Source organism: Pseudomonas sp. BN414 (assembly GCF_029871275.1).
Taxonomy (GTDB): Bacteria; Pseudomonadota; Gammaproteobacteria; order Pseudomonadales; family Pseudomonadaceae; genus Metapseudomonas; species Metapseudomonas resinovorans_C.
This window is the reverse complement of the sequence record NZ_SSOL01000033.1, coordinates 112089-134413: the sequence shown is the minus strand read 5'-3', so window position 1 is coordinate 134413 and position 22325 is coordinate 112089. Positions and strand designations below refer to the sequence as shown.

30 protein-coding genes are annotated in these 22325 nt (G+C 63.9%); 25 read left to right on the top strand and 5 right to left on the bottom strand.

Annotation, left to right across the window (positions count from 1 at the left end):
* The first annotated feature begins 353 nt into the window (after positions 1-353).
* From E8E95_RS05645 to E8E95_RS05615, 7 genes are read left to right on the top strand one after another with little or no spacing between them, the layout of a single operon-like run.
* The gene (locus E8E95_RS05645; RefSeq protein ID WP_280348841.1) at positions 354-488 is read left to right on the top strand and encodes a hypothetical protein; all 135 of its coding nucleotides are present in this window, start codon (positions 354-356) and stop codon (positions 486-488) included.
* 56 nt (positions 489-544) lie between these two features.
* A complete protein-coding gene (locus E8E95_RS05640) occupies positions 545-1114 on the top strand; it encodes a hypothetical protein (protein ID WP_280348839.1) in 570 nt (189 codons plus the stop codon).
* Positions 1115-1116: 2 nt separating this feature from the next.
* Positions 1117-1632 (top strand): hypothetical protein, encoded by a 516-nt coding sequence (locus E8E95_RS05635; protein WP_280348837.1) that lies wholly within the window; start codon positions 1117-1119, stop codon positions 1630-1632.
* Complete coding sequence (locus E8E95_RS05630) at positions 1620-1835, top strand: GntR family transcriptional regulator (RefSeq protein WP_280348835.1); 216 nt, start codon at positions 1620-1622, stop codon at positions 1833-1835. The genes E8E95_RS05635 and E8E95_RS05630 overlap by 13 nt, the downstream gene beginning before the upstream one ends.
* Before the next feature lie 60 nt (positions 1836-1895).
* The gene (locus E8E95_RS05625; RefSeq protein ID WP_280348832.1) at positions 1896-2213 is read left to right on the top strand and encodes a hypothetical protein; all 318 of its coding nucleotides are present in this window, start codon (positions 1896-1898) and stop codon (positions 2211-2213) included.
* Between the two features lie 9 nt (positions 2214-2222).
* On the top strand, positions 2223-3923 hold the full coding sequence (locus E8E95_RS05620; protein WP_280348830.1) for a DNA cytosine methyltransferase: 1701 nt from the start codon (positions 2223-2225) through the stop codon (positions 3921-3923).
* A 59-nt stretch (positions 3924-3982) separates the two neighbouring features.
* A complete protein-coding gene (locus E8E95_RS05615) occupies positions 3983-4276 on the top strand; it encodes a hypothetical protein (RefSeq protein ID WP_280348828.1) in 294 nt (97 codons plus the stop codon).
* Here E8E95_RS05615 and E8E95_RS05610 read toward each other — a convergent pair whose 3' ends face one another.
* On the bottom strand, positions 4277-4537 hold the full coding sequence (locus E8E95_RS05610; protein WP_280348826.1) for a hypothetical protein: 261 nt from the start codon (positions 4535-4537) through the stop codon (positions 4277-4279).
* Between the two features lie 115 nt (positions 4538-4652).
* On the opposite strand from E8E95_RS05610, the gene E8E95_RS05605 reads away from it, so the two are divergent.
* From E8E95_RS05605 to E8E95_RS05555, 11 genes are all read left to right on the top strand, one after another.
* Positions 4653-5510, top strand: coding sequence for a hypothetical protein (locus tag E8E95_RS05605; RefSeq protein WP_280348824.1), 858 nt, complete (start codon positions 4653-4655; stop codon positions 5508-5510).
* On the top strand, positions 5507-5701 hold the full coding sequence (locus E8E95_RS05600) for a hypothetical protein (protein WP_280348822.1): 195 nt from the start codon (positions 5507-5509) through the stop codon (positions 5699-5701). Before E8E95_RS05605 ends, E8E95_RS05600 begins: the two co-directional genes overlap by 4 nt.
* A gap of 133 nt (positions 5702-5834) precedes the next feature.
* Complete coding sequence (locus E8E95_RS05595) at positions 5835-6020, top strand: hypothetical protein (protein ID WP_280348820.1); 186 nt, start codon at positions 5835-5837, stop codon at positions 6018-6020.
* The gene (locus tag E8E95_RS05590) at positions 6017-6346 is read left to right on the top strand and encodes a hypothetical protein (RefSeq protein ID WP_280348818.1); all 330 of its coding nucleotides are present in this window, start codon (positions 6017-6019) and stop codon (positions 6344-6346) included. Before E8E95_RS05595 ends, E8E95_RS05590 begins: the two co-directional genes overlap by 4 nt.
* A complete protein-coding gene (locus tag E8E95_RS05585) occupies positions 6343-6552 on the top strand; it encodes a hypothetical protein (protein ID WP_280348815.1) in 210 nt (69 codons plus the stop codon). Before E8E95_RS05590 ends, E8E95_RS05585 begins: the two co-directional genes overlap by 4 nt.
* Positions 6549-7409, top strand: a complete 861-nt coding sequence (locus E8E95_RS05580) for a hypothetical protein (protein ID WP_280348813.1) — start codon at positions 6549-6551, stop codon at positions 7407-7409. The genes E8E95_RS05585 and E8E95_RS05580 overlap by 4 nt, the downstream gene beginning before the upstream one ends.
* Complete coding sequence (locus tag E8E95_RS05575; RefSeq protein WP_280348811.1) at positions 7402-7848, top strand: hypothetical protein; 447 nt, start codon at positions 7402-7404, stop codon at positions 7846-7848. Before E8E95_RS05580 ends, E8E95_RS05575 begins: the two co-directional genes overlap by 8 nt.
* A gap of 56 nt (positions 7849-7904) precedes the next feature.
* Positions 7905-8249, top strand: coding sequence for a hypothetical protein (locus E8E95_RS05570; protein ID WP_280348809.1), 345 nt, complete (start codon positions 7905-7907; stop codon positions 8247-8249).
* Positions 8153-9265, top strand: coding sequence for a site-specific integrase (locus tag E8E95_RS05565; RefSeq protein WP_280348959.1), 1113 nt, complete (start codon positions 8153-8155; stop codon positions 9263-9265). The genes E8E95_RS05570 and E8E95_RS05565 overlap by 97 nt, the downstream gene beginning before the upstream one ends.
* Positions 9266-9448: 183 nt before the next feature.
* On the top strand, positions 9449-10366 hold the full coding sequence (gene argF, locus E8E95_RS05560) for an ornithine carbamoyltransferase (protein WP_280348808.1): 918 nt from the start codon (positions 9449-9451) through the stop codon (positions 10364-10366).
* The gene (locus E8E95_RS05555; protein WP_280348806.1) at positions 10363-11472 is read left to right on the top strand and encodes an ABC transporter ATP-binding protein; all 1110 of its coding nucleotides are present in this window, start codon (positions 10363-10365) and stop codon (positions 11470-11472) included. Before argF ends, E8E95_RS05555 begins: the two co-directional genes overlap by 4 nt.
* A 50-nt stretch (positions 11473-11522) precedes the next feature.
* On the opposite strand, the gene E8E95_RS05550 is transcribed toward E8E95_RS05555, so the two are convergent.
* The 4 genes from E8E95_RS05550 to ybaK form a co-directional block, all read right to left on the bottom strand.
* Complete coding sequence (locus E8E95_RS05550; RefSeq protein WP_280348804.1) at positions 11523-12305, bottom strand: PhzF family phenazine biosynthesis protein; 783 nt, start codon at positions 12303-12305, stop codon at positions 11523-11525.
* Between the two features lie 94 nt (positions 12306-12399).
* Entirely contained in the window at positions 12400-13191 is a 792-nt protein-coding gene (locus E8E95_RS05545; RefSeq protein ID WP_280348803.1) for a transporter substrate-binding domain-containing protein, read from the bottom strand.
* 28 nt (positions 13192-13219) lie between these two features.
* Positions 13220-14707 (bottom strand): glycerol kinase GlpK, encoded by a 1488-nt coding sequence (gene glpK / locus E8E95_RS05540; RefSeq protein ID WP_280348802.1) that lies wholly within the window; start codon positions 14705-14707, stop codon positions 13220-13222.
* Between the two features lie 63 nt (positions 14708-14770).
* Positions 14771-15241, bottom strand: a complete 471-nt coding sequence (gene ybaK, locus E8E95_RS05535) for a Cys-tRNA(Pro) deacylase (RefSeq protein WP_077523846.1) — start codon at positions 15239-15241, stop codon at positions 14771-14773.
* 101 nt (positions 15242-15342) lie between these two features.
* Here ybaK and E8E95_RS05530 point away from each other — a divergent pair, with 101 nt between their 5' ends.
* The 7 genes from E8E95_RS05530 to E8E95_RS05500 all read left to right on the top strand — a co-directional run bounded on the left by E8E95_RS05530 (position 15343) and on the right by E8E95_RS05500 (position 22311).
* On the top strand, positions 15343-16101 hold the full coding sequence (locus E8E95_RS05530) for a DeoR family transcriptional regulator (RefSeq protein WP_280348801.1): 759 nt from the start codon (positions 15343-15345) through the stop codon (positions 16099-16101).
* A gap of 138 nt (positions 16102-16239) precedes the next feature.
* The gene (gene glpD, locus E8E95_RS05525) at positions 16240-17769 is read left to right on the top strand and encodes a glycerol-3-phosphate dehydrogenase (RefSeq protein WP_280348800.1); all 1530 of its coding nucleotides are present in this window, start codon (positions 16240-16242) and stop codon (positions 17767-17769) included.
* Between the two features lie 174 nt (positions 17770-17943).
* The gene (locus E8E95_RS05520) at positions 17944-18096 is read left to right on the top strand and encodes a PSPA7_2676 family Cys-rich small protein (protein ID WP_178123565.1); all 153 of its coding nucleotides are present in this window, start codon (positions 17944-17946) and stop codon (positions 18094-18096) included.
* A 165-nt stretch (positions 18097-18261) separates the two neighbouring features.
* Complete coding sequence (locus E8E95_RS05515; protein WP_280348796.1) at positions 18262-19410, top strand: methyl-accepting chemotaxis protein; 1149 nt, start codon at positions 18262-18264, stop codon at positions 19408-19410.
* 215 nt (positions 19411-19625) lie between these two features.
* Positions 19626-19991, top strand: a complete 366-nt coding sequence (locus E8E95_RS05510) for a response regulator (protein WP_077523849.1) — start codon at positions 19626-19628, stop codon at positions 19989-19991.
* A 21-nt stretch (positions 19992-20012) separates the two neighbouring features.
* On the top strand, positions 20013-21839 hold the full coding sequence (locus E8E95_RS05505) for a chemotaxis protein CheW (RefSeq protein ID WP_280348792.1): 1827 nt from the start codon (positions 20013-20015) through the stop codon (positions 21837-21839).
* Complete coding sequence (locus E8E95_RS05500; protein ID WP_190827640.1) at positions 21826-22311, top strand: chemotaxis protein CheW; 486 nt, start codon at positions 21826-21828, stop codon at positions 22309-22311. Before E8E95_RS05505 ends, E8E95_RS05500 begins: the two co-directional genes overlap by 14 nt.
* Positions 22312-22325: the final 14 nt, after the last annotated feature.

The following is a 22325-nucleotide window of genomic DNA, read 5'->3' as shown; positions in this document are numbered from 1 at the left end:
GTAGCGCCCCGCCTGCCCACCCCTTTCCCTCCCTCCGTGCCGGTTCGGCATGCAGCAGCGTTAGCGCGCCAAACATCAGACGCAGGTCAGCCGCCTCCTATGCCCGGCCGGACCAAAGCGCGCGGCTGTGCAAGTAAACCGGAAGCCAGGTGGCCCGCTGAATGGCGGCCTTCCCGCTAGCTGGTAGCGGCGCCAGTGGCGACAGAGCCGAATCCCCTATTCCCACTCCACGCAACCGCGAGGACCCGCCATGAGCAAGGAACGTCGCTACACCATCGAGGAGTTGCAGCAGCTTGGCTTCAAGACCCAGGGCGACCTGGTGGCCGCAGGTAAGCGGCTGCGTGAGGTGAAGCATGGCAAGGCGTAAACGCATCTTCATCGCCTACATGCTGGCCCTCCTCACCTTCACCGCCTGGATGGGCGCGAGTGGCCTGGCCGGCAAGTGGACAGCAGAACAACCCGTCGGCGCCTACACCGCCGCACGGTAACCGAGCACGCGAAAGCCTTGGGCCCTTCGGGGCCCCTCTTTTTCAGGACCATCATCATGATCAGCCATGAACTCAGCGCCGTGGAGGCGAACAGCCGTACCAGCGCAACGTTGGCCGCCCAGATCGAGCAGTTCCTGGCCGCCGGTGGACGGATCGACGTAGCAGCGCCGATGGAAGCCAAGCCGCTGCCCTCGCGCCGTGAAGTTGAACCAGCGCCCCGCGCCTCGAAGCGTGCGCCACAGGCAGCCAAGGCGCCGAAGCCAGTGAAGGAAATGCCGATGACGCTGGCGGATCGTCAGCGAGCCAAGCGCGCTGCCCTGGCTCCGGAGGTGCGGGAGTTGGCCAAGACGACCAACGCCCGGCAGATCGCCATCCGCCTCGGCATCGGGCTCACCACCCTGCGAACCATCGGCCGCGAGTACGACATCGTCTTCATTCCGGCCAAGTCATCCTCCCAGGTCGCCGCAGAGAACCGCGACCGGGCTTTCGCCGAAAGGTTGCGGGCCTTTCTGAAGATCGGCCTCACCAAGCGTCAGGCCTGCATGCGCTCTGGTATCGGCTATCGAGCGTTCAACCGGGTGTGCAAGGCCTTCAACCTTCACTTCCCTGATCCGGCGGATGAATGACCATGGCCAAGACCCAGCGAGAGCGGGACGACGACGCCACTGCGAAACGCAAGGAACTCGGAGAGATCGAACTGCGGCACCGTGTCATCAAGGGTACGGACGCAGCACTCGCCGAAATCATGCTGTGGCATGGCTTTAGCCAGAAGGCCGAGGCCATCCAGATCCTGATCATCAACACTCATGCCCTGGGCGCTGAGTTCTCGGCGGCAGTGGCTGCGAGCGCCAGCCCCTGCACGCGTAAGCCGGCCGAGTGGCTGCGCCACCGACTACGCCCAGGCACCCGCGCCATGCTGGACGAGATCGCGCAGTGGCGCGGCACCGACAACCTGGCTGCCGTAGTCGAGCAACTCATTCACGAAACCCACATGCTTGGGCAACAGCACTCCGCCCACCGGGTTCGCGTACCGCGCCACGAAATCCATGTATCGGAAAACGTGGCGCAGTGGGTTCACGCCAAGGGCATCAGCCAGTGCCGGCTTCAAGACCTGCAGGAGGCCCGCGACGAATGGCGCGACTGACACCCTCCCCCAAGCAGGCCGAAACCCTGCAGCACATACGCTCCTACATCAAGGAGAAAGGCTACTCGCCCACCGTGGCGGAACTGGCGAACCTCGCCGAGGTGAACACCAACGCAGTGCAGGACCGCCTCAACGCCCTTGAGCGCAAGGGACTGATCACCCGCGCTCCCGGCACCGTCCGAACCATTCGCCCGGCCTCCTGATTCCCCATCCCACCCGCCAGCCGCACCAGCGGCACGGCATCGCTCGACCTGGAGAAAGCCATGGGACTTCCAGTACACGCCTGCAGTGACGAAGAACTTATGCACTACGCCGGCATCGATGACGGCGCAGCAGCTGAACTGGCACGCCGGTCTGTCGAGTTCCGTGGCACGTATCTCCACGAGATCAATGCCCTGAAGAACGAAGTCGAGGACCTGGAGAGCCAGTTGGAAAGCGCTGTGGACGACGCGGATGACGCCAGCGACCTGCACGACGCGATTCGCCGGGTCCGCGGTCTACTAAAGGACTTCCGGCACATGCACCACGGACAACTGCTCACCGCCGTCGAGGAAGCGCTCGACGAGATCAGCGACTTCTAGGAGAGAGGAATGACCATCACCTATGGATCGGTGTGCAGTGGCATCGAGGCCGCCAGCGTGGCCTGGCACCCGCTGGGCTGGCGCGCCTCCTGGTTCGCCGAGATCGAGCCCTTCCCTTCCGCCGTGCTGGCGCACCGCTGGCCGGAGGTGCCCAACCTGGGCGACATGACCAAGCTCGCCCGCCAGGTGCTGGTGGGCAGCATCAAGGCGCCGGACGTCCTGGTCGGCGGCACGCCCTGCCAGGCCTTCAGCGTGGCCGGCATGCGCGAAGGCCTGGCCGACCCGCGCGGCGCCCTCACCATCAAGTACGTGGAGCTCGCAGATGCAGCTGACCTTGTTAGAACCCGTGCGGGAAAGCCCGCCTCCATCGTCGTCTGGGAGAACGTCCCCGGTGTCCTCTCCGACAAAGGCAATGCGTTCGGCTGCTTCCTCGGCGCCCTGGTGGGCGAATCCGACGCGCTGCAGCCGGCAGGGGGCAAATGGACGGACGCTGGTTGTGTGTATGGACCCACGCGAACAGCCGCATGGCGGGTGCTGGATGCCCAATATTTCGGCCTGGCCCAACGACGCCGCCGTGTGTTCGTTGTCGCAAGTGCTCGAGCTGGATTCGATCCCGCTGCGGTACTTTTTGAGCCAGAAGGCGTGCGCCGGGATACTCCGCCGCGCCGAGGCGAGGGGCAAGACGTTGCCGGACACGCTCCTTTCGGCCCTGCGCTCCAGTGCGGATGTGGATACGTCTTCGACGAGCAGCTCGGCCAGTTCGGATGCCCCGCCTGCGAGGGAGAAGAAGGTCCGGCTGTCAGCGTGACAGCTGGCCAACCAGCCTTCGGTGGCGAGAACCAGGGCGGTTCCTTGTTCCAGGCGCCAGCCCTCACCGCTCACGGCGCCCGGAATGACTTCGCCTCGGAGACCTTCTGCGTGGCTCCGACACTGGCGGGCGGATCACGAAAGGCTGGCGGCTACAGCATGGACGACATCCCTATGACCGCCGGCACCCTGCGCGGCTCGGATCGGGGAAGCGACGTCACACACGCCCAGGCCAACCACCTGGTGGCGGGAACCCTCCAGGCCAATGGGAAGGCAGCAGGCTCAGCAACCAGTCAGGATGCCGAGTCGGGCCTGCTGGTGGTACATGGCACTCAAGACCCGGACGTCCTCAGCAGCCTGGCTCATCCGCTGGGCCGCAACCACGGCCAGGAAAATGCGGTGCTCGCCTTCAGCTGCAAGGATTACGGCGCAGATGCTGGAGAACTGGCACCGACGCTGCGGGCTATGGGGCATGGGGACAGCCACGCCAATGCGGGCGGCCAGGTTGCCGTCTGCATCACCGGCGAGATCACCCACACCCTGAAGGCCGAAGGCTTTGATGCCAGTGAAGACGGTACCGGGCGCGGGCAACCGATTGTCGCCGCCCTTCGCGGGATCAGCGATTACGGCGATGGGATGCCCTGCTTGCGCGCCAAAGGCGGCGACGCCGGAGGCGGCAGTGAAGCCCTGGTTTCTGGGTCGTCTGTTCGCCGACTGACGCCACGAGAGTGCGAGCGCCTCCAGGGCATGCCCGACGACTACACGCTGATCCCCTGGCGCGGGAAGCCTGCTGAGGAATGCCCGGATGGCCCGCGCTACAAGGCCATTGGCAACAGCAAGGCGATTCCGGTGGTGCGCTGGATCGGGCGCCGGATCCAGCAGCAACTCGACCGCCTGGCCTGAGGCTCTGGACTCAATCGAGGTGCACGCGCAAAATACTGTTTATTTATCCAGTATTAGCCATGCACTTCGACATCCGCCGCCTCCGCTTCAAGGGCAAACCCATCGACGACCGAAAGATGAAGAACGTCCAGCCCATCCGTGGCGACGTGTACATCCGCATGGATGAGCGCTCACCAATGGGCAGGCCTTCCCTGGTCGCCGAGATACTGAAAACGATGGGTGGGATGCCGACGTTACCGACGCTCTACGACGTCCAGGTACACGGCATGGCCACCCTCGCCCTGGTGATCACCGGCACGGAGATCATCGACGGGGTGGCCTATGCGCAGTCGTGGCATTGCAGGGTGGTGTGATCAGGTAACGCTTGACCAGTAGTAAGGGCCTTCAGTGGTTTTCCGATCGCAGACCAGCCAGTAATCGATCAGCGCCTCCCGGGCTTCGTCCAGGCTGCCGAATGATTGGTCAGGAAATGGAACGCGAGAGACGTGACGATCCGAGCAGCATTGATAAACGCCAGACTCTGCGACTCGCACAATTCGACCATGGACGCTGCCTGCGCCGTTCATGAGGTCGTCAGCGCACAGTTCCAAAACCACTTCTTTGATTGTCGCCATACATCAACTCCAATTGATTGTAAAGCGATATTTTAACACACATTTTCATCGCGCATTTTCGCTGCGCGACCTACCCCACTCCATGCCATAGCGCCACTACGGCGAAGGATCAGCCATGCCCAGAAAACTCCACTACCTGACGTCCTCGGGCCAGGACATCAGCGGCGAGTACTACGCCAGCTCAGCCTGCGGATTCACCGGTGACGAGGACTTTGAGTGGGATGGCACCCACAAGAAGGAGAATGCCACCTGCAAGCGCTGCATCGCCGCCCTGGCGAAACCGCCGGAACCACGCGTGCCGTTCAGCGAGAGGGCGCGTCCGATCCTGTTCTCCGGCCCCATGGTGCGCGCCATTCTCGACGGTAAGAAGACAGTAACGCGCCGCCTGCTGCCGACTTGGCAGATCCCGAAAAAGAGGAGCGAGCCTGACTGCGAGCCGCGCTTCAACTGGATAGCAATCGCCCAAAAGCATCCTCGATGGGGCTTCGCCGCCTTCGGCGAAACAGAGCAGACCTGCGCCGATGAGTTGACCATGTACGGCGAAACCCCGTACGGCCGGCGCTGGGAGAGGCTTTGGGTGCGCGAGACCTGGATGGATCTGCGAGGCACCGGTGTTGAGCACAGACCGACGCCTGACAGCCCGCTCCAGCGGTATGCCTATGGAGCTGACTCGCCGCCTGGCTCAGCCAGCGATGAGGCCCGTAAGGACTTCGGCCTGAAGTGGCGCCCAAGCATTCACATGCCTCGCGAGGCGTGCCGCATCCGTTTGGAAATCACCGACGTGCGCGCCGAGCGTCTGCACGACATCACCGTCGAGCAAATCATCGCCGAAGGCCTGAGCACCAACCTGCGCGAATACGACGCAGAGTGCGACCTGAGACGCCAGTGGCGTGAGCTCTGGGAGTCGACCGGCGGTGACTGGGAATCCAACCCCTGGGTCTGGGCAATCTCGTTCAAGCGGGTGACACCATGACGAACTACTACCCCAAGGGCGGTCGCTGCTCTGCATGCCAGAAGGCCCACGACGATTGCTCGGACCTGCCCTTTCACACCATGCCAGTTCACCGGCGAGACGGCGCGGACGTGGTGGTCATCTGCAATGAGTTCCGCCAGGCCAACCACGACGCCTCGCTGAAGGCCGGCGGCGGCAGGAACAGACGATGAGCCCGCCCATCTACTGCCGAGTCACCGGCCAGCTCTACCCCTGCTCCTGTCTCCGCTGCATCCCCGTCCCACCCAAGTCCTGATCCATCCCCTACCTACTCAGCTTGGCGATACACGCCAGGGAGGCACCGTCATGTCTGCAGAAGGCATCGACTCGCCGGAGAGCCGGCACGAATACCAGCTTGGGGCGGATGCCCGAAGCAAAGACTTGGGCCGCGAGGCCTGTCCGTATGGAGAACGCCGAATGTTCAAGCGCAGCCTGTGGCTGGGCGGCTGGCACTCGATGGATATCGCCCTGGGCGAAGGAGGGAACCAATGAGCACTGATCGTGAACTGCTGGAACTGGCCGCCAAGGCTCTTGGCTATGAACTGTACGTCAACAAGGTGGATGCCACTCAGCTGCACAAGGATGGCCAATACGTCTGCTTCTGGAATCCGCTGATCAACGACGCCGATGCGCTACGCCTGGCAGCAGCGCTGACCATGAATCTGTACATGGGATTTGGTGGTGGCGTAGTCGCTGAAATCCTGCCAGACGGCGACGACGGCGGCATCGATTGCAAGGAAGACGGAGCCGACTTCATGGCCGCCGTGCGCCGCGCCATCGTCCGTGCCGCCGCCGAGATAGGGAGATCGATGCCATGACCACCAGCATGCAGCCCTCCGCCACCCAGCGCCGCATCGAGCAGCAGCTCCAGGGCGGAATCGTCTACCTCCACAAGTCCAGCGGCGTCCGCTACCAGGTGACCTACACCTCCGGCGGCGTCAGCCAACTCCACCCCATCAGCGGCGCCAGCAGGCAAGTGCCCGAAGAGCAGCTGAGCAACGCGGAAGTCTGGGAGAAACAGTGATGACGGAAGAACAACTGAGGAAAGAGCGCGCCGGATTCGACGCGGCATGGCCAGAGATCAGCAAGCACGGCGATGCCCATGGTTGGGAAGGTGTTGGCTGGGCCGCTTGGCAGGCTCGCGCCCAGGCGCCCATCGAAGTGACGTTCCGTGCGGAAACCAGCGTGCTCCAGGCGGCGCTGCAGGCTTATATGGCGCCAGCTGGCTATCGAGCCTCACGCCACCACGCCATGGTGGACTTCCACCAGCACCAGGAACGGAAATGGTGCGTGCTGGAAGAGGATCACGAGAAGGTGGAGAAGGAGAACGCCAGACTGCGCGCCGAGCTGGATGAGCTGGCCGAGGCTGCACGCGAGAAGGAGAAGGACTACTTCCAGCTGCAGTCCGAAGTGCAGAACCTACGCGCTGCCCTCGCCGAACAGCCTGCCCGCCAGGTCGGCGGGGATGAGCGAGCGGCATATGTCGCATGGCTTGCGGGAACATTCCCGGCCGTTTTCAGCGAGGCTGACGCCATTCATCACTGGCAGCACGACCACGCTTCGGCGCTCGCGTGGAAAGCCCGCGCCGCGCTCGCCCCGGCTGCGGTGGTGATGCCGGAGCCTGTCGGATATATCTGGCGCGGCGGCGACCTTTTGAAGGATGACGACAGCTTCAAGAGGACGCTGCCGACGCTTGGCCATAAGCGCGATTGGTATCCAGTCTGCCGCATGTCCGACATCACCCACCTGAACCGCAACGCGATACCGGTGGAGCTGCTTCGCCGAATCGCAAGCGATGACGAAGGCATGGCCAGTCTTGCGGACTTCGAAGAACTCCGCGCCCTGCTCGGCAAAGATGGGGAGGAGGTGGGGAATGGCTGACGCCCCCATCGAGCCGCAGGATTACCTGTTCGGGATGAAGGTGGTCCAGATCGAGGACTTGCGGGTTGCGCGCGGTCTCACCCGGCGGCCCGCATCTTCCTGCCGCCACAAGAAGCTGGTGTACGACGACAAGGAGCGCCGCATCTGGTGCAGCGACTGTGAGTCTGAGGTTGAGGCTTTCGACGCCTTCGTAGGCCTGTGCGAGGTGTTCAGCGCCGGCGTCAGCGACTTGAACCGGCGGCGACGGGAACTGGCAGAGGCCGAAAAGTTCGCGCTCCGGAGCCGCGCAGCCAAGGTGATGGATGAAGCCTGGCGCAGCACCAGCATGGCCCCGCTCTGCCCGCACTGCGACGCAGCAATCCTCCCTGAAGACGTGGTCGGTGGCGTGTCCATGGCATCCAAGAAGCTGGTCGTCGCGCGCCGCAACAAGAACCCGTAACCCCTTCCCCACCTACCCCACCAGCTGCCGGCGAGAGTCGGCGGAGATGTACTCCTATGCACAAATTGAAGCAGCCCCCACCGGACGAGGACCTGCACGACAAGGTGCTGGAATCGAAGATGGCCGATCTGATCGGCACCACCACCAAGGCCCTGCAGCGCAAACGCGAGCGCGGGGTTATCCCTCGCGGCGTCTGGCAGCTCATCGACGGCCGTGTGATGTACAGCAGAAGGAGATATGACGAATGGGTCGAAAGCCTATGGGCCTCCCCACGGGAGTCGAAGTCGTCGGCAACTCTGTCCGGATCCGCTTCACCTGGAAACACCGTCGCTGTGAAACCCTTGCTGTCGACCCCACGCCGGCGGGTATCGCACAGGCCGCAAGTCTTAGAGCTCAGGTAAAGCAGCTGATCAAGCTCGGCGTCATGACCGACGACAAGTACGCCGAGCTGTTCCCCAGTTCCAGCTACATGCTGTCGGGTAAGACGCCCACCTTCGGTGAGTACGCCCAGATCTGGCTGGACAGCCGGGAAATCGTCGATGGCACCCGGTCCAACTACAAGGGCACCCTCAATGCCTACTGGATGCCCCACTTCGCCACCCGCCGTATCGACGACATTTCCTCGGCGGACGTGCGGCGGGTGGTGGCGGAAACCACGTGGACCTCGGCACTGGTCCGGCGCAATGCCCGGGACAAGTTGTCGAGCGTACTGGAGTCGGCAGTCAAGGATGGGATGATCGCGCGGAACCCGGTCGACTCGATCGCGCGACCACGGGTGGCGAAGAAGGTGGTGGACCCGTTCACCCGCCCGGAAGCCGAAGCGGTGATCGACCACCTCTATAAGAAGCTGACCGGGCTGACCCGCATCTATGCCTGCTACTTCGAGTTCGCCTTCTTCACCGGCATGCGCCCGGGCGAGCTGATGGCATTGCGCTGGGAGGAGATCGATTTCAAGGGAAGGAGCGCGCACGTCTGCCGGATCGTGGTCGACGGCGAGGTCAAGGACCGGGTCAAGACCAAGAACCACCGGCATGTGCTGCTGAATGACAGGGCGCTGCATGCCCTGAAGGAAGCGCGGGCACTGACCCAGGCGCGCAGCGCCTATGTCTTCGCACCGGCAAGGATGGAGGAAGGACAGGATTGGATTCGCAGTGACAGCACGGCGAAGGGCTATTTCAACGTGGCGCTCCGGGCCCTGGGCATCCGCATCCGCCGTCAGTACGACACCCGCCACACCTACGCGACGATGTGCCTGATGGCGGGAATGAACCCCGCGTTCATTGCGAACCAGCTGGGGCACAGTGTACAAATGCTGCTCTCGACCTATGCCAAGTGGCTCAATTCCACCTCGGACTGGAGCGAGTTGCAGAAGCTGGAAAACCAGCCAATTGGTACGAAATTGGTACAGGAAAAATAGCGATACCCCTCTAGGCCGCGCCACTCGTGGCCCAAGTTGGCATCATGCGACATTTCCTTATAAGATCGCGCCTTCCCCCAAATCGTCGCCACGTGCGGCTTCAACCGCCCGTCCCGCCTGCTTTGTTCCCGCAACACCCGGCCAGGACATGCGGCCAGTGACAAAAGAAGAAAGGTAGTAACCATGAGCGCTAGGCATTTTCTCTCCCTGATGGACTGCACTCCCCAGGAGCTGAACAGCCTGATCCGTCGAGGCACCGAGCTGAAGGATCTGCGCAACCGAGGCGTGCGTTACGAACCCCTGAAAAGCCGCGTACTGGGCATGATCTTCGAGAAGGCCTCGACCCGTACCCGTCTCTCTTTCGAAGCCGGCATGATCCAGCTCGGCGGCCAGGCCATCTTCCTGTCCCCGCGCGACACCCAGCTCGGTCGTGGCGAGCCCATCAGCGATAGCGCCATCGTCATGTCGCGCATGCTGGATGCCGTGATGATCCGGACCTTCGCCCACAGCACGCTGACCGAGTTCGCCGCCCACTCCCGTGTACCGGTGATCAACGGCCTGTCCGATGACCTGCACCCCTGCCAGTTGCTCGCGGACATGCAGACCTTCCTCGAACATCGCGGCAGCATCCAGGGCAAGACCGTGGCCTGGATCGGCGATGGCAACAACATGTGCAACACCTATATAGAGGCAGCGATCCAGTTCGACTTCCAACTGCGCGTCGCCTGCCCCGAAGGCTACGAACCCAATCCGGCGTTCCTCGCCCAGGCCGGCGACCGCGTCAAGGTCGTGCGCGCCCCGCGCGAAGCCGTGGCCGGCGCCCATCTGGTCAGCACCGACGTCTGGACCTCCATGGGCCAGGAGGAAGAAACCGCCAAGCGCCTGGCATTGTTCTCGCCCTACCAGGTGAACAAGGCGCTCCTCGACCTGGCCGCGGACGACGTGATATTCATGCACTGCCTGCCGGCCCACCGCGGCGAAGAGATCAGCGTCGACCTGCTCGACGACCCGCGTTCAGTTGCCTGGGACCAGGCGGAAAACCGCCTTCACGCCCAGAAGGCCCTGCTTGAACTGCTGGTTGAACACGCCCATCACGCATGACTCGCGAATTGCTCCTCAGCCTCCACAACCTCAGCTGTGGTTATCACGAACAGCAGGTTGTGCGAGGCCTGAACCTTCATCTCAACGCCGGTGACATCGGCTGCCTGCTCGGCCCTTCCGGCTGCGGAAAGACGACGACGCTTCGCGCCATCGCCGGATTCGAACCGGTGCTGGAAGGCGAAATCCAGCTAGCCGGCGAAGTGATCTCCCGCGCCGGCTTCACCCTGGCGCCGGAGAAACGGCGAATCGGCATGGTGTTCCAGGACTATGCGCTGTTCCCTCACCTGACGGTGGCCGACAACGTCGCCTTCGGCATCCGCAAGGAGCCCGATAGCGAGCGCAAGGTCGACGAACTGCTGGAACTGGTGAAGCTGAACCACCTGGCCAAGCGCTACCCCCACGAGCTGTCCGGCGGCCAGCAACAACGCGTTTCACTGGCCCGCGCCCTGGCGCCAGAGCCGCGTCTGCTGCTGCTCGACGAACCCTTCTCCAACCTCGATGGCGAACTGCGTCGACGCCTCAGCCAGGAAGTCCGCGAAATCCTCAAGGCACGCGGCACCAGTGCGATCCTGGTGACCCACGACCAGGAAGAGGCCTTCGCCGTCAGCGATCAGGTCGGCGTGTTCAGAGACGGCCTGCTGGAGCAGTGGGACACCCCGTTCAACCTCTACCACGAACCCCTGACGCCCTTCGTCGCCAGCTTCGTCGGTCAGGGCTACTTCATTCGCGGCCAGCTGATTTCAGCCGATGCCGTGACCACCGAACTCGGCACCATCCGTGGTAATCGCGCCTACACCTGGCCCCATGGCTCCGCGGTGGACGTACTGCTGCGGCCGGACGACATCGTCCACGCGCCGGACAGCGATCTGCGCGCCAAGGTGATCGGCAAGACCTTCCTCGGCGCCGCCACCCTCTATCGCCTGCAACTCTCTACCGGTAGCCAGCTGGAATCGATCTTCCCCAGCCACGCCGATCACCAGCCCGGACAGGAAGTGGGCATCCGCATCGCGGCCGATCACCTGGTGGTCTTCCCCGCCCAGGGCACTGTCGCCGCCCACTTCACGCCCCAGGAATCCGGCGTGCGCCGCATCAGCGGCGCACTCTGAAACATCCCACCTACAGAAAGCCAATCAGAGCTTTTCGATCGTTTCGCGCCTTAGATCCACAGCCTACCGCTGGCCACCAGCACCGAATGCCCGGCGATGCTCACCCGGTCGCCATCCAGGCGGCACCAGAGCTCGCCGCTACGCGCGGAACACTGCTGGGCCCGCAGCACTCGCTTGTTGAGACGATTGGCCCAGTAGGGAATCAGGGCGCAGTGCGCGGCGCCGGTCACCGGGTCTTCATCGATGCCGATCACCGGGGCGAAGAAGCGCGAAACGAAGTCGTGCTTCCCCCCTGCTGCCGTGACGATCACGCCAGACCAGGGCAGCTTGGCCAATGCCTTGAAGTCCGGCGTGCACTCACGCACGTCATGCTCCGACTCCAGTACCGCCATCAGGAAGTTGGCGCCCAGCGCATCCACCGGAGGGATGCCCAAGGCATGTTCCAGCTCCAGGGTGACGCCCACCTCTTGCGGCACCTGCGCTGGGAAGTCCAGCGCCAGACGGCCCTCCTCTTCGCGTGACACACGCAATTCGCCAGACTTGCTGGTGAACTCCAGGCGGTCGCCCGGTTCCTGGTAGAGATCAAACAGCACATGGGCGCTGGCGAGGGTGGCATGGCCACAGAGCGGCACCTCGGCCCTGGGCGTGAACCAGCGGATGTGCCAGGCACTGCCTTCCTTCACCAGGAAGGCGGTCTCCGACAGGTTGTGCTCGGCGGCGATGCGTTGCATGAGCTGATCATCCAGCCAGGCGTCGAGGCGATAGACCACCGCCGGGTTGCCGCCGAAGGGCCGTTGGGTGAAGGCGTCGACCTGATGGAAATCCAGCTGCATGACTCGCTCCTTGATGTGTGGGGGCACCAGCATGCCAGTCACCGACGCTCCACGCGCGGTACAGTGGCCGGTGGATATCGGTGGAACAGCCTGATCAGTCTAGCGGAGGCAGGCCGTAGCGCTGCAGGAGCTCGTTCATCCGTCCGGACTCACGCAAACGCTTGAGCCCGGCGTCGAACATCGCCGCATGGCGCGGACTGCCTTTCAGTGCAGGGGAAAATGCCAGGAAGATGGGCACGTCCGGCGAGCGGCAGCCGGCCTTCACCAGCTTGCCCTGCTGGCCACTTTCGGCAAGCCAGGCGTCCATCACCCAGGCGTTCTCGATGGTGGCGTCGACGCGGCTGATCAGGATCTTTTCCACATTCATGGCCAGGGCCTGGTCGCCGGACACGACCTGCACCCGAGCCGGATCGTCCCGCTTGATTCGAATGTAGGTGTCGAGCTCCTGGCCGTAGCTGTAACTGTTGATGCTGCCCAGGCGAATCTCGGCGAGCGACGCCAATCCGCGGTAACGCCATTTGCTGTCAGGGGCAACGTAGAAGCACATGCGCGACACGCCGGGCGGCGTGCGAGTGAAGACGAAGTCGGGAGCGTCCTGGATGCCGGCACCGATCAGTGCATCCAGGCGGCCATAACGGGTGTCATGGACGGCGCGCGCCCAGTTCACCAGGCGGTACTCCACACCGATGCCGGCCGCGCCGAAGATTTCCTGCGCCAGCTCGACGAAGATGCCCGGCTTCGCCGAGCCGGGTTCGCAATTGATCGGGCACCAGATGTCCCCGGCGATCACCAGGGTTTCGGCATGGGCCGATGGGAAGAGCAAAGGTGCCAGCAGCAGGGTCAGTGCCTGCCAAAGGCGTTTCAGCGATCCTTGCCCTTTCCCCATCCTGCCTCCCAGCGTCCATGCGGCGCTGTCACGCGCCGCTGCGCACCCGCTGCACGGCATCCAGCCAGCCGTCGTAGAGCTTCTTGCGATGCTCATCGGCCATGCGCGGGGCAAAACGCTGTTGACGATGCCAGTGACTGGCCACTTCGTCCAGATCGCGATACAGCCCCGCCTGCAAACCTGCGAGATAGGCCACACCCAGGGCTGTCGTCTCGGTGACTTCGGGACGCTCGACGGGAACCCCGAGGATGTCCGAAAGGAACTGCATCACCCAGTTGTTCTCGACCATGCCGCCGTCCACCCGCAGCGCGCTGGGCGCGGCGGCACCATCCTGGGCCATGGCTTCCAGCAGGTCGCGGGTCTGGTAGCAGACGGATTGCAGCCCGGCGGTGACGATTTCCTTGATACCGGTATCACGGGTCAGCCCGAAGATCGCGCCGCGAGCGCGCGGGTCCCAATAGGGAGCGCCGAGGCCGGTGAAGGCCGGCACCAGGTAGACGCCGCAGGCATCGCCGGTCTGCTCGGCGAGGGCTTCGGTATCACGGGCGTGGCTGATCAGCTTGATGCCGTCGCGCAGCCACTGCACCGCGGCGCCGGCAACGAAGATGCTGCCCTCCACCGCATAGCTCACCTTGCCATTGAGCCGGTAACCGACCGTGGTCAGCAGCCGGTTGCGAGAAACCACCGGCTGGTCGCCAGTGTTCTGGATCATGAAGCAGCCGGTGCCATAGGTGCTCTTCACCATGCCCGGCTGGAAGCAGGCCTGGCCGATCAGCGCCGCCTGCTGATCGCCCGCCATGCCGCGCACGGGAATGCTGGCGCCGAGCAGCGCGGCGTCCGTATCGCCGAACTCGGCGGCGCAGTCCAGCACCTCCGGCAGCAGGCTGGTAGGGATGTCGAACAGACGCAGCAGCTCCGCGTCCCACTGCTGGCTGTGGATATTGAACAGCAGGGTCCGCGAGGCGTTGGTGGCATCGGTGCGATGCACCTTGCCGCCAGTCAGGCGCCACAGCAGGAAGCAATCCACCGTGCCGAAACGCAGCTCGCCACGCTCGGCCCGCTCGCGGGCGCCGGGCACGTTCTCCAGCACCCAGCGCAGCTTGGTGGCGGAGAAATAAGGGTCGATCAGCAGGCCCGTGCGATTGGCCACGTCGGCTTCATGGCCGGCAGCCTTGAGCGTGGCGCAATAGTCCGCGGTGCGGCGGTCCTGCCAGACGATGGCCGGGTGGATGGGCGTGCCCGTCACCGCGTCCCAGACCAGGGTCGTCTCACGCTGGTTGGTGATGCCGATGGCGGCGATCTCGGCCGGGTTCAACCCGCTTTGCTCGATGGCCTCGCGGCAGACCTTGAGGGTGGTCAGCCAGATTTCCTCACCGTCGTGCTCTACCCAGCCGTCCTTGGGAAAGTACTGCTTGAACTCCTGCTGGGCACGCGCCACCGGCAGACCCTGGGCGCTGAATACGATGGCGCGGCTGCTGGTGGTGCCCTGGTCGATGGCGAGCAGGTATTGGGCCATGGTGATGCTTCCTTGTTATTGGTTTTCAAGCCTGTACGCGATCTCGCGGACGTGGGCAGGCTTTCAGGGACGGCCGATATCGGCGAACTGGCCTTGGGTATGGGTCGCCAGGGTATCGGCGGAGAGTTCGACTTCCAGCCCGCGCCGGCCAGCGCTGACATGGATGCTTTCGAAATTGCGCGCGGTACCGTCAATGAAGGTGCGCAGTCGCTTCTTCTGCCCCAGCGGGCTGATGCCGCCTACCAGGTAGCCGGTGGAGCGCTGGGCCTGGGTGGGATCGGCCATCTCGGCCTTCTTCGCGCCGGCAGCGTGAGCCAGGGCCTTGAGGTCGAGGGTCCCGGCCACCGGTACGACCGCCACCAGCAATTCGCCTTTCTCGGTGGCGGCGAGCAGCGTCTTGAAGACCCGCGCCGGGTCCAGGTTGAGCTTTTCGGCGGCTTCCAGGCCGTAGGACGGCGCCTTGGGATCGTGGTGATAGCTGTGCACCTTGTGCTCAGCCTTGGCTTTCTTCAGCAGATCGATTGCGGGTGTCATGTTCGATTGTGAAAATCCTGCGACAGATTCGGCGTACCTTAGCGGAAAAGCGGTGATTCGACAGCCCATCGCTATAATGCCGCGCAAAACAAGGAGCCAGCATGAACCTGGGCCCACGGCAGCAAGACATCCTCGACCTTACGCGCGATCGCGGCTACGTCAGCATCGACGAACTGGCCCAGGCCTTTGCCGTCACCCCGCAGACTATCCGACGCGACATCAACCAGCTCGCCGAACATGGCCTGCTGCGACGGACCCACGGCGGCGCCGCCAGCGAAGGTTCAAGCACCCAGAACACCGCCTACGCCATGCGCGCCGGGCAGAACCGCGATGAAAAGCAACGCATCGCCGATGCGGTGGCCGAATACATCCCGGACCACGCCTCGCTCTTCATCAACATCGGCACCACCACCGAAGCCATCGCCCGCGCCCTGATGGGCCACAAGGGCCTCAAGGTGATCACCAACAATCTGCACGTGGCGGCGCAACTGGCCGACAAGCCGGACTTCGAGGTGCTGGTGGCCGGTGGCACGGTGCGCAGCGACGGCGGCATCGTCGGCCAGGCAGCGGTGGATTTCATCCAGCAGTTCAAGGTGGATTACGCACTGGTGGGCATCAGCGGAATCGACGAGGACGGCAGCCTGCTGGATTTCGATTACCAGGAAGTGCGCGTCTCCCAGGCCATTATCGAGAACGCCCGACAGGTCTTCCTCGCCGCCGACTCGAGCAAGTTCGGCCGCAACGCCGTAGTACGCCTGGGCTCCATCGCACTGGTGAACCGCCTGTTCACCGACCACCAGCCCTCCCCCGCCCTGTCCCGCCTGCTTGCCGAGCACAAGGTGCACCTCGACCGCGTGTGATCCGCCCTTCACCTGTATGAATTTTCCGTGACCACCCGGCGCGAGTTCGCGCATTGGGCTGGTCATTTTGCGTCCGCTCATCTAGGCTATTTTCGAAAATGAACATTGAAAGTTCGATTTCGACCTTGGTGCCTGCCAATGAACCACAACCATTCCCCCATCGCGGAAGTCTATGACCTCGCAATCGTCGGCGGCGGCATCAATGGCGTCGGTATCGCCGCTGATGCAGCCGGACGGGGGCTGTCGGTATTTCTCTGCGAGAAGGACGACCTCGCCCAGCACACCTCTTCGGCCAGCAGCAAGCTGATCCATGGCGGCCTGCGCTACCTGGAACACCACGAATTCCGCCTGGTGCGCGAAGCTCTGGCCGAGCGTGAAGTGCTGCTCGCCAAGGCGCCGCACATCGTCAAGCCGCTGCGCTTCATCCTGCCCCACCGGCCGCACCTGCGTCCGGCCTGGATGATCCGCGCCGGCCTGTTCCTCTACGACCACCTCGGCAAACGCAAGCACCTTCCCGCCTCGCGCAGTCTGCGCTTTGGCGCCGGCAGCCCGTTGCAGGCGGAAATCACCCAGGGATTCGAATACTCCGATTGCTGGGTGGACGACGCGCGCCTGGTGGTACTCAATGCCATGGCCGCCCGCGAGCGCGGCGCCCATGTGCATACCCGCACCCGCTGTGTCAGCGCCCGCCGCAGCAAGGGCCTCTGGCACATCCACCTGGAACGTGTCGACGGCAGCCTGCTGTCGATCCGCGCCCGCGCCCTGGTCAACGCCGCCGGTCCCTGGGTGGCCCGCTTCATCCAGCAAGACCTCAAGCAGGCGACGCCCTATGGCATCCGTCTCATCCAGGGCAGCCACATCATCGTGCCGCGCCTGCATGACGGCGAGCAGGCCTACATCCTGCAGAACGAAGATCGCCGCATCGTCTTCGCGATTCCGTACCTGGAGCGCTTCACCCTCATCGGCACCACCGACCGCGAGTACCACGGCGACCCGGCGGAAGTGGCAATCACAGCCGAAGAAACCCGTTACCTGCTGGACGTGGTCAATCGCCACTTCAAGCGCCAGCTGAGCGAGCAGGACATCCTCCACAGCTATTCCGGCGTGCGCCCACTGTGCGATGACGAGTCGGACGATCCGTCAGCAGTGACCCGCGACTACACCCTTTCCCTCGCCGCCCATCCCGGCGAAGCGCCGTTGCTCTCGGTGTTCGGCGGCAAGCTCACGACCTACCGCAAACTGGCCGAAGCCGCCCTCGAGCAACTGACGCCCTGGTTCCCCTTCGCCAAAGGCGCCTGGACCGCCAGCGCGCCGCTGCCCGGCGGAGAAAAGATGGAAAGCCGCAGCGCCCTGGTAGAAGCCCTCTGCTCCAGCTTCGGCTGGCTGCCTACGCACATCGCCAGGCGCTGGGCCAACCTCTACGGCAGCCGCTGCTGGCACCTGCTGCGTAACGTGCGGGAACTGGCGGACCTCGGCGAACACCTGGGCGCCGGTCTCTATTCCCGGGAAGTGGACTATCTCTGCCAGCAGGAATGGGCCGTCAGCGCCGAAGACATCCTCTGGCGCCGCACCAAGCTCGGCCTGTTCATGAGCCCCAGCCAGAAAGCCCGCCTGGTCCAGTATCTGAAACACGAGCATCCGCGCCGGCCGCGGGTGGATGCCGCTTAACCCCTCCCAGCTCCCTCCCCGACCAACGGTCCCACCGCTCGCCCTTTTAGGTTGCCGGCTCTAGAGCGGTCGGCCGATTCTCGCGGCGACCCATGCCTCCAACAAGAACAAGGCGAGTGCAGTTCATCCCATCACTGCCGGATTGGACCAGGGGGTACGCCCCCGGGAGGAGCCATGCGTATTCGTTGCTTTCTGCTCGGTTGCCAATGGACCGAGGGTTTTCGTACAGAAGTGGGCGCCGTTCCCATGATCTGCCAGCGCTGCCTGCGCTGCGGCGCACATCGCTATCTCAGCCCGCCTGAAGAGGAGGCAGAAACAGCGGGATGAATGGCGCAAGAAACTGATGGATAGCGATTTGACAGCAGACGAGCGGCCTCTAGCTTTAACCAGCGTTGCCGATGGCCCATTACAGGCTGAGTGAAAACGTCACCGTAGTTTTCACCCTGCCTGGGGCCGCCGTCCGGTCAAACAACCCCAGCAAGGGAGTGCTCCATGTCGCATCCGTCGCCTGCTAACCCCATCAAGGGCCTGGCCCTGCACTCCCTGATCTGGCTGGCCTGCGCCGGCATGGTTGCCGTAGACCTGCCGGTATGGCTGGCCCTCGCCGGTGGCTGGCTGGCCAGCCTGCTGCTGACCTGGTTGCAACGAGAATCCCGTCCGCAGGCGGCGCAAGCACAAGTCCCGGCCGTGGTGGCACCTGACTGGCAGCAGGCCCAGGATGCCGTGGACGAACACCTGGGCACCTTGCAGGCACATGCCGGGCAGGTCGATGGCTTGTTGCAGGACGCCATCGCTCGCCTGGGTGACAGCTTCCAGGGCCTGGCCGCGCGCATCGACCAGCAGCGCGCCCATTCCCATTCCCTGATCGAGCGCTACGGCAACCAGGGCGCCGATGACGGCATGAATTTCCAGGAGTTCATCTCCACCACCCGCAACACCCTCGGCCTGTTCGTCGAGGCGACGCTGGAAACCAGCCAGACCTCCCAGGAGCTGGTGAAACGCATGGACCGGGTGACGCAGAAGATCGCCGATATCCTGAAATCCACCCACGATATGGACGCCATCGCCAAGCAGACCAACCTGCTGGCGCTGAATGCTGCCATCGAGGCAGCCCGCGCCGGCGAAAGCGGCCGGGGCTTCGCCGTGGTCGCGGACGAAGTCCGTGCCCTGTCCACTCGATCCACCGGCTTCTCGGAAAAGATTCGCGAGCATGTGGACGTCGTCTACCGCGAAATCCAGGACGCCGAGTCGGCCATCTCCCAACTGGCGGACAAGGACATGGGCATCGCCCTGGAATCCAAACAGCAGTTGCATCACATGCTGGAAGACCTCGAGGGCATGAACCGCCACACGCTGAAAGTGATCCAGGAGTTGGATCGCATTTCGCTGGAGGTGGGCTCGGGCGTCGACCAGGCCATTACCGCCTTGCAGTTCCAGGACATGAGCAGCCAGTTGATCGGACAGATGCGCAAGCACTTCGCCAAGCTCGGCGGATTCGCTGCGGGGCTCGGCGGGTTGCGTGCGGTGACGTCGGAGCAATGGGCGGATCGGGTCGACCAGGAAACCCGCGAGCTGCGCAAGCCCGTCGCCAATCCCGTCGCCCAGAGCAACGTAAGTGCCGGAGAGGTGGAGCTTTTCTGAATCGATAGACAGCAGCCATTCGCCGCCCATCATTGCGACGAATGGCTGGCGTCAGCGGCTGGACGCTCATCAGGCACCCATCTACACATAAACATGGCCACTAGCTACCAATCGGAAAGACGAGGTTTTTCCGTAGGTTGGCGCAGAGCGAAGCGAAGCCTGACAAGACCCTAAAAGCTTCACCCCAAGAAAAAGCGGCAAGGAGAGCGGCACTGATGAGCAAGCAGATCCTGATCGTTGACGACTCCGCATCCATCAGACAGATGCTGAGCTTCACTCTCAAAGCCGCCGGGTACCTCGTGGACGAGGCGGTAGATGGCAAGGATGGCCTCGGCAAGGCGCAGAGCAAGGCATACAACCTGGTCTTCACCGACCAGAACATGCCCAACATGGATGGCCTCAGCCTGATCCGCAGCCTGCGCGGGCTGCCCGGCTACCGCGCCACGCCCATCCTCATGCTGACCACCGAATCCAGTGACAGCATGAAGCAGCAAGGCAAGTCCGCCGGCGCCACCGGCTGGCTGGTCAAACCCTTCGATCCGCCAAAACTGCTGGAAGTCACCCGCAAGGTCCTCCCCTGATCCCAGCACAAGGCGCCTCCCATGAGCGAAGGGATGAATCAGTTCCTCCAGGTCTTCTTCGAGGAAACCGAAGAGCACCTGGCAAGCCTCGAACTGCTGCTGCTCGGTCTCGACCTGCAGCAGCCTGACGCGGAAGAACTCAACGGCATCTTCCGCGCCGCGCATTCCATCAAGGGTTCGGCCGGGATGTTCGGCTTCGATGACCTGACCGCCGTGACCCACGAGCTGGAAACCCTGCTCGACCGCATCCGCAGCGGCCAGATGGCGCTGCGCGCAGAGATGGTCGACCTGTTCCTGCAAGCCCGTGACGTGCTGATGCGCCTGCTGGACGCCCATCGCCGGCAGTGCCCCGATCCGAGCGTGCCGGTGGAAGAAACGGTGGCCCGTCTGCGCCGGTTGCTGGACGCCGCGCCAACGCCTGACGAAGCAGCGGACTTCGGCTTCTTCGATGACGCACCGGGCTCACCGGAAGCGGTCGCTGATGACGACTTCGGATTCTTCGACGATGCTCCCGGCCTGCCCGTCCAGGACGAATCCAGCGCCTTCGGCCTATTCGATGAAGCCCCCGGCGCGCCCGCCAAAACCGTCGCCGAAGCGCCCAGGCCAGCCCCCGCGGCGATACCGCCTGCCAGCAAACCTGCAACGGCGGAAAACGAATCCAGCTCGATCCGCGTCAGCGTCGAGAAGATCGACAGCCTGATCAACCTGGTGGGCGAGCTGGTCATCACCCAGGCCATGCTCGGCCAGCTCGGTGGCGCACTTGATCCGAGCCAGCACGAGCGCATCCACCAGGCCCTGGCGCAGCTCGAACACAACACTCGCGACCTGCAGGAATCGGTGATGTCGATCCGCATGTTGCCCATCAGCTTCATCTTCAGCCGCTTCCCACGCCTGGTGCGCGACACCTCTTCGCGCCTCGGCAAGCAGGTGGAACTGGTGCTGCAGGGCGAACATACGGAACTCGACAAAGGCGTGATCGAGCGCCTCAGCGACCCGCTCACCCACATCGTGCGCAACAGCATCGACCATGGCATCGAGTTGCCCGACGTGCGCCTGGCCGCCGGCAAACCGGCGAGCGGCACCGTACGCCTGGGTGCCTTCCACCAGGGCGGCAGCATCGTCGTGCAAATCAGCGATGACGGTCGTGGCCTGGACCGCGAGCGCATCCTCGCCAAGGCCCGCGAGAAGAACCTGGCGGTGCACGACGGCATGAGCGACACCGAGGTCTGGCAGCTGATCTTCATGCCCGGTTTCTCCACCGCCGAAGTGGTCACCGACCTTTCCGGTCGCGGCGTCGGCATGGATGTGGTCAAGCGCAATATCCAGGCCATGGGCGGTCGCATCGACATCGATTCGGCCGCCGGCCTCGGTACGCGCATCAGCATCCGCCTGCCGCTGACCCTGGCAATCCTCGATGGTCTGATCGTCGCTGTGGCACGCACCCACTATGTGATCCCGCTGACCTACATCGTCGAATCGCTGCAGCCCAAAGCCGCCGACATTCGCGGCCTGGGTGGCGAGGAAGGCGCGGTGATCCGCGTGCGCGGCGAGTACCTGCCGCTGCTCTCGCTGCACGACCTGCTCGGCGAATCCACCCCGCCGCTGCCGGCCGAGCAGTCCATCGTGGTCATCCTCGAAGCAGACGGGCGTCACTTCGCCCTGCTGGTGGACGACCTGGTCGGGCAGCAGCAAGTGGTGATCAAGAGCCTGGAACAGAACTTCCGCCGGATCGATGGCATCGCCGGCGCCACCATCATGGGCGACGGCAGCGTCGCCCTGATCCTCGATGTCGACGCCCTGCCGGGTCTGGCAAAACAACAAGGAGCAGCGCTGCATGAACTCCCTTAGCGCGGAACAGGCCGGCCAACCGGCCCAGGAGTACCTGACCTTCACCCTCGGTCGCGAGGAGTACGCCATCGACATACTCCGGGTGCAGGAAATTCGCGGCTATGACCAGGTGACCACCATCGCCAACAGCCCGGCCTTCATCAAGGGCGTGATCAACCTGCGCGGCGCCATCGTTCCCATCGTCGACCTGCGCATCAAGTTCAACCTCGCCGACGTCACCTACGACCCGTTCACCGTAGTGATCATCCTCAACATCGGTCGACGCATCGTCGGTGTGGTGGTGGATTCGGTGTCCGACGTGATCGCCCTCTCGGGCGAGGAGATCAAGCCACCGCCGGAATTCGGCGCCAGCTTCGATACCGAGTACCTGCTGGGCCTTGCCACCGTGGCCGAGCGGATGTTGATCCTGGTGGATATCGAGAAGCTGATGACCAGCCGCGAAATGGCCCTGGTCGAAGCAGCCGCAGCCTGACACGCAAGGGGATA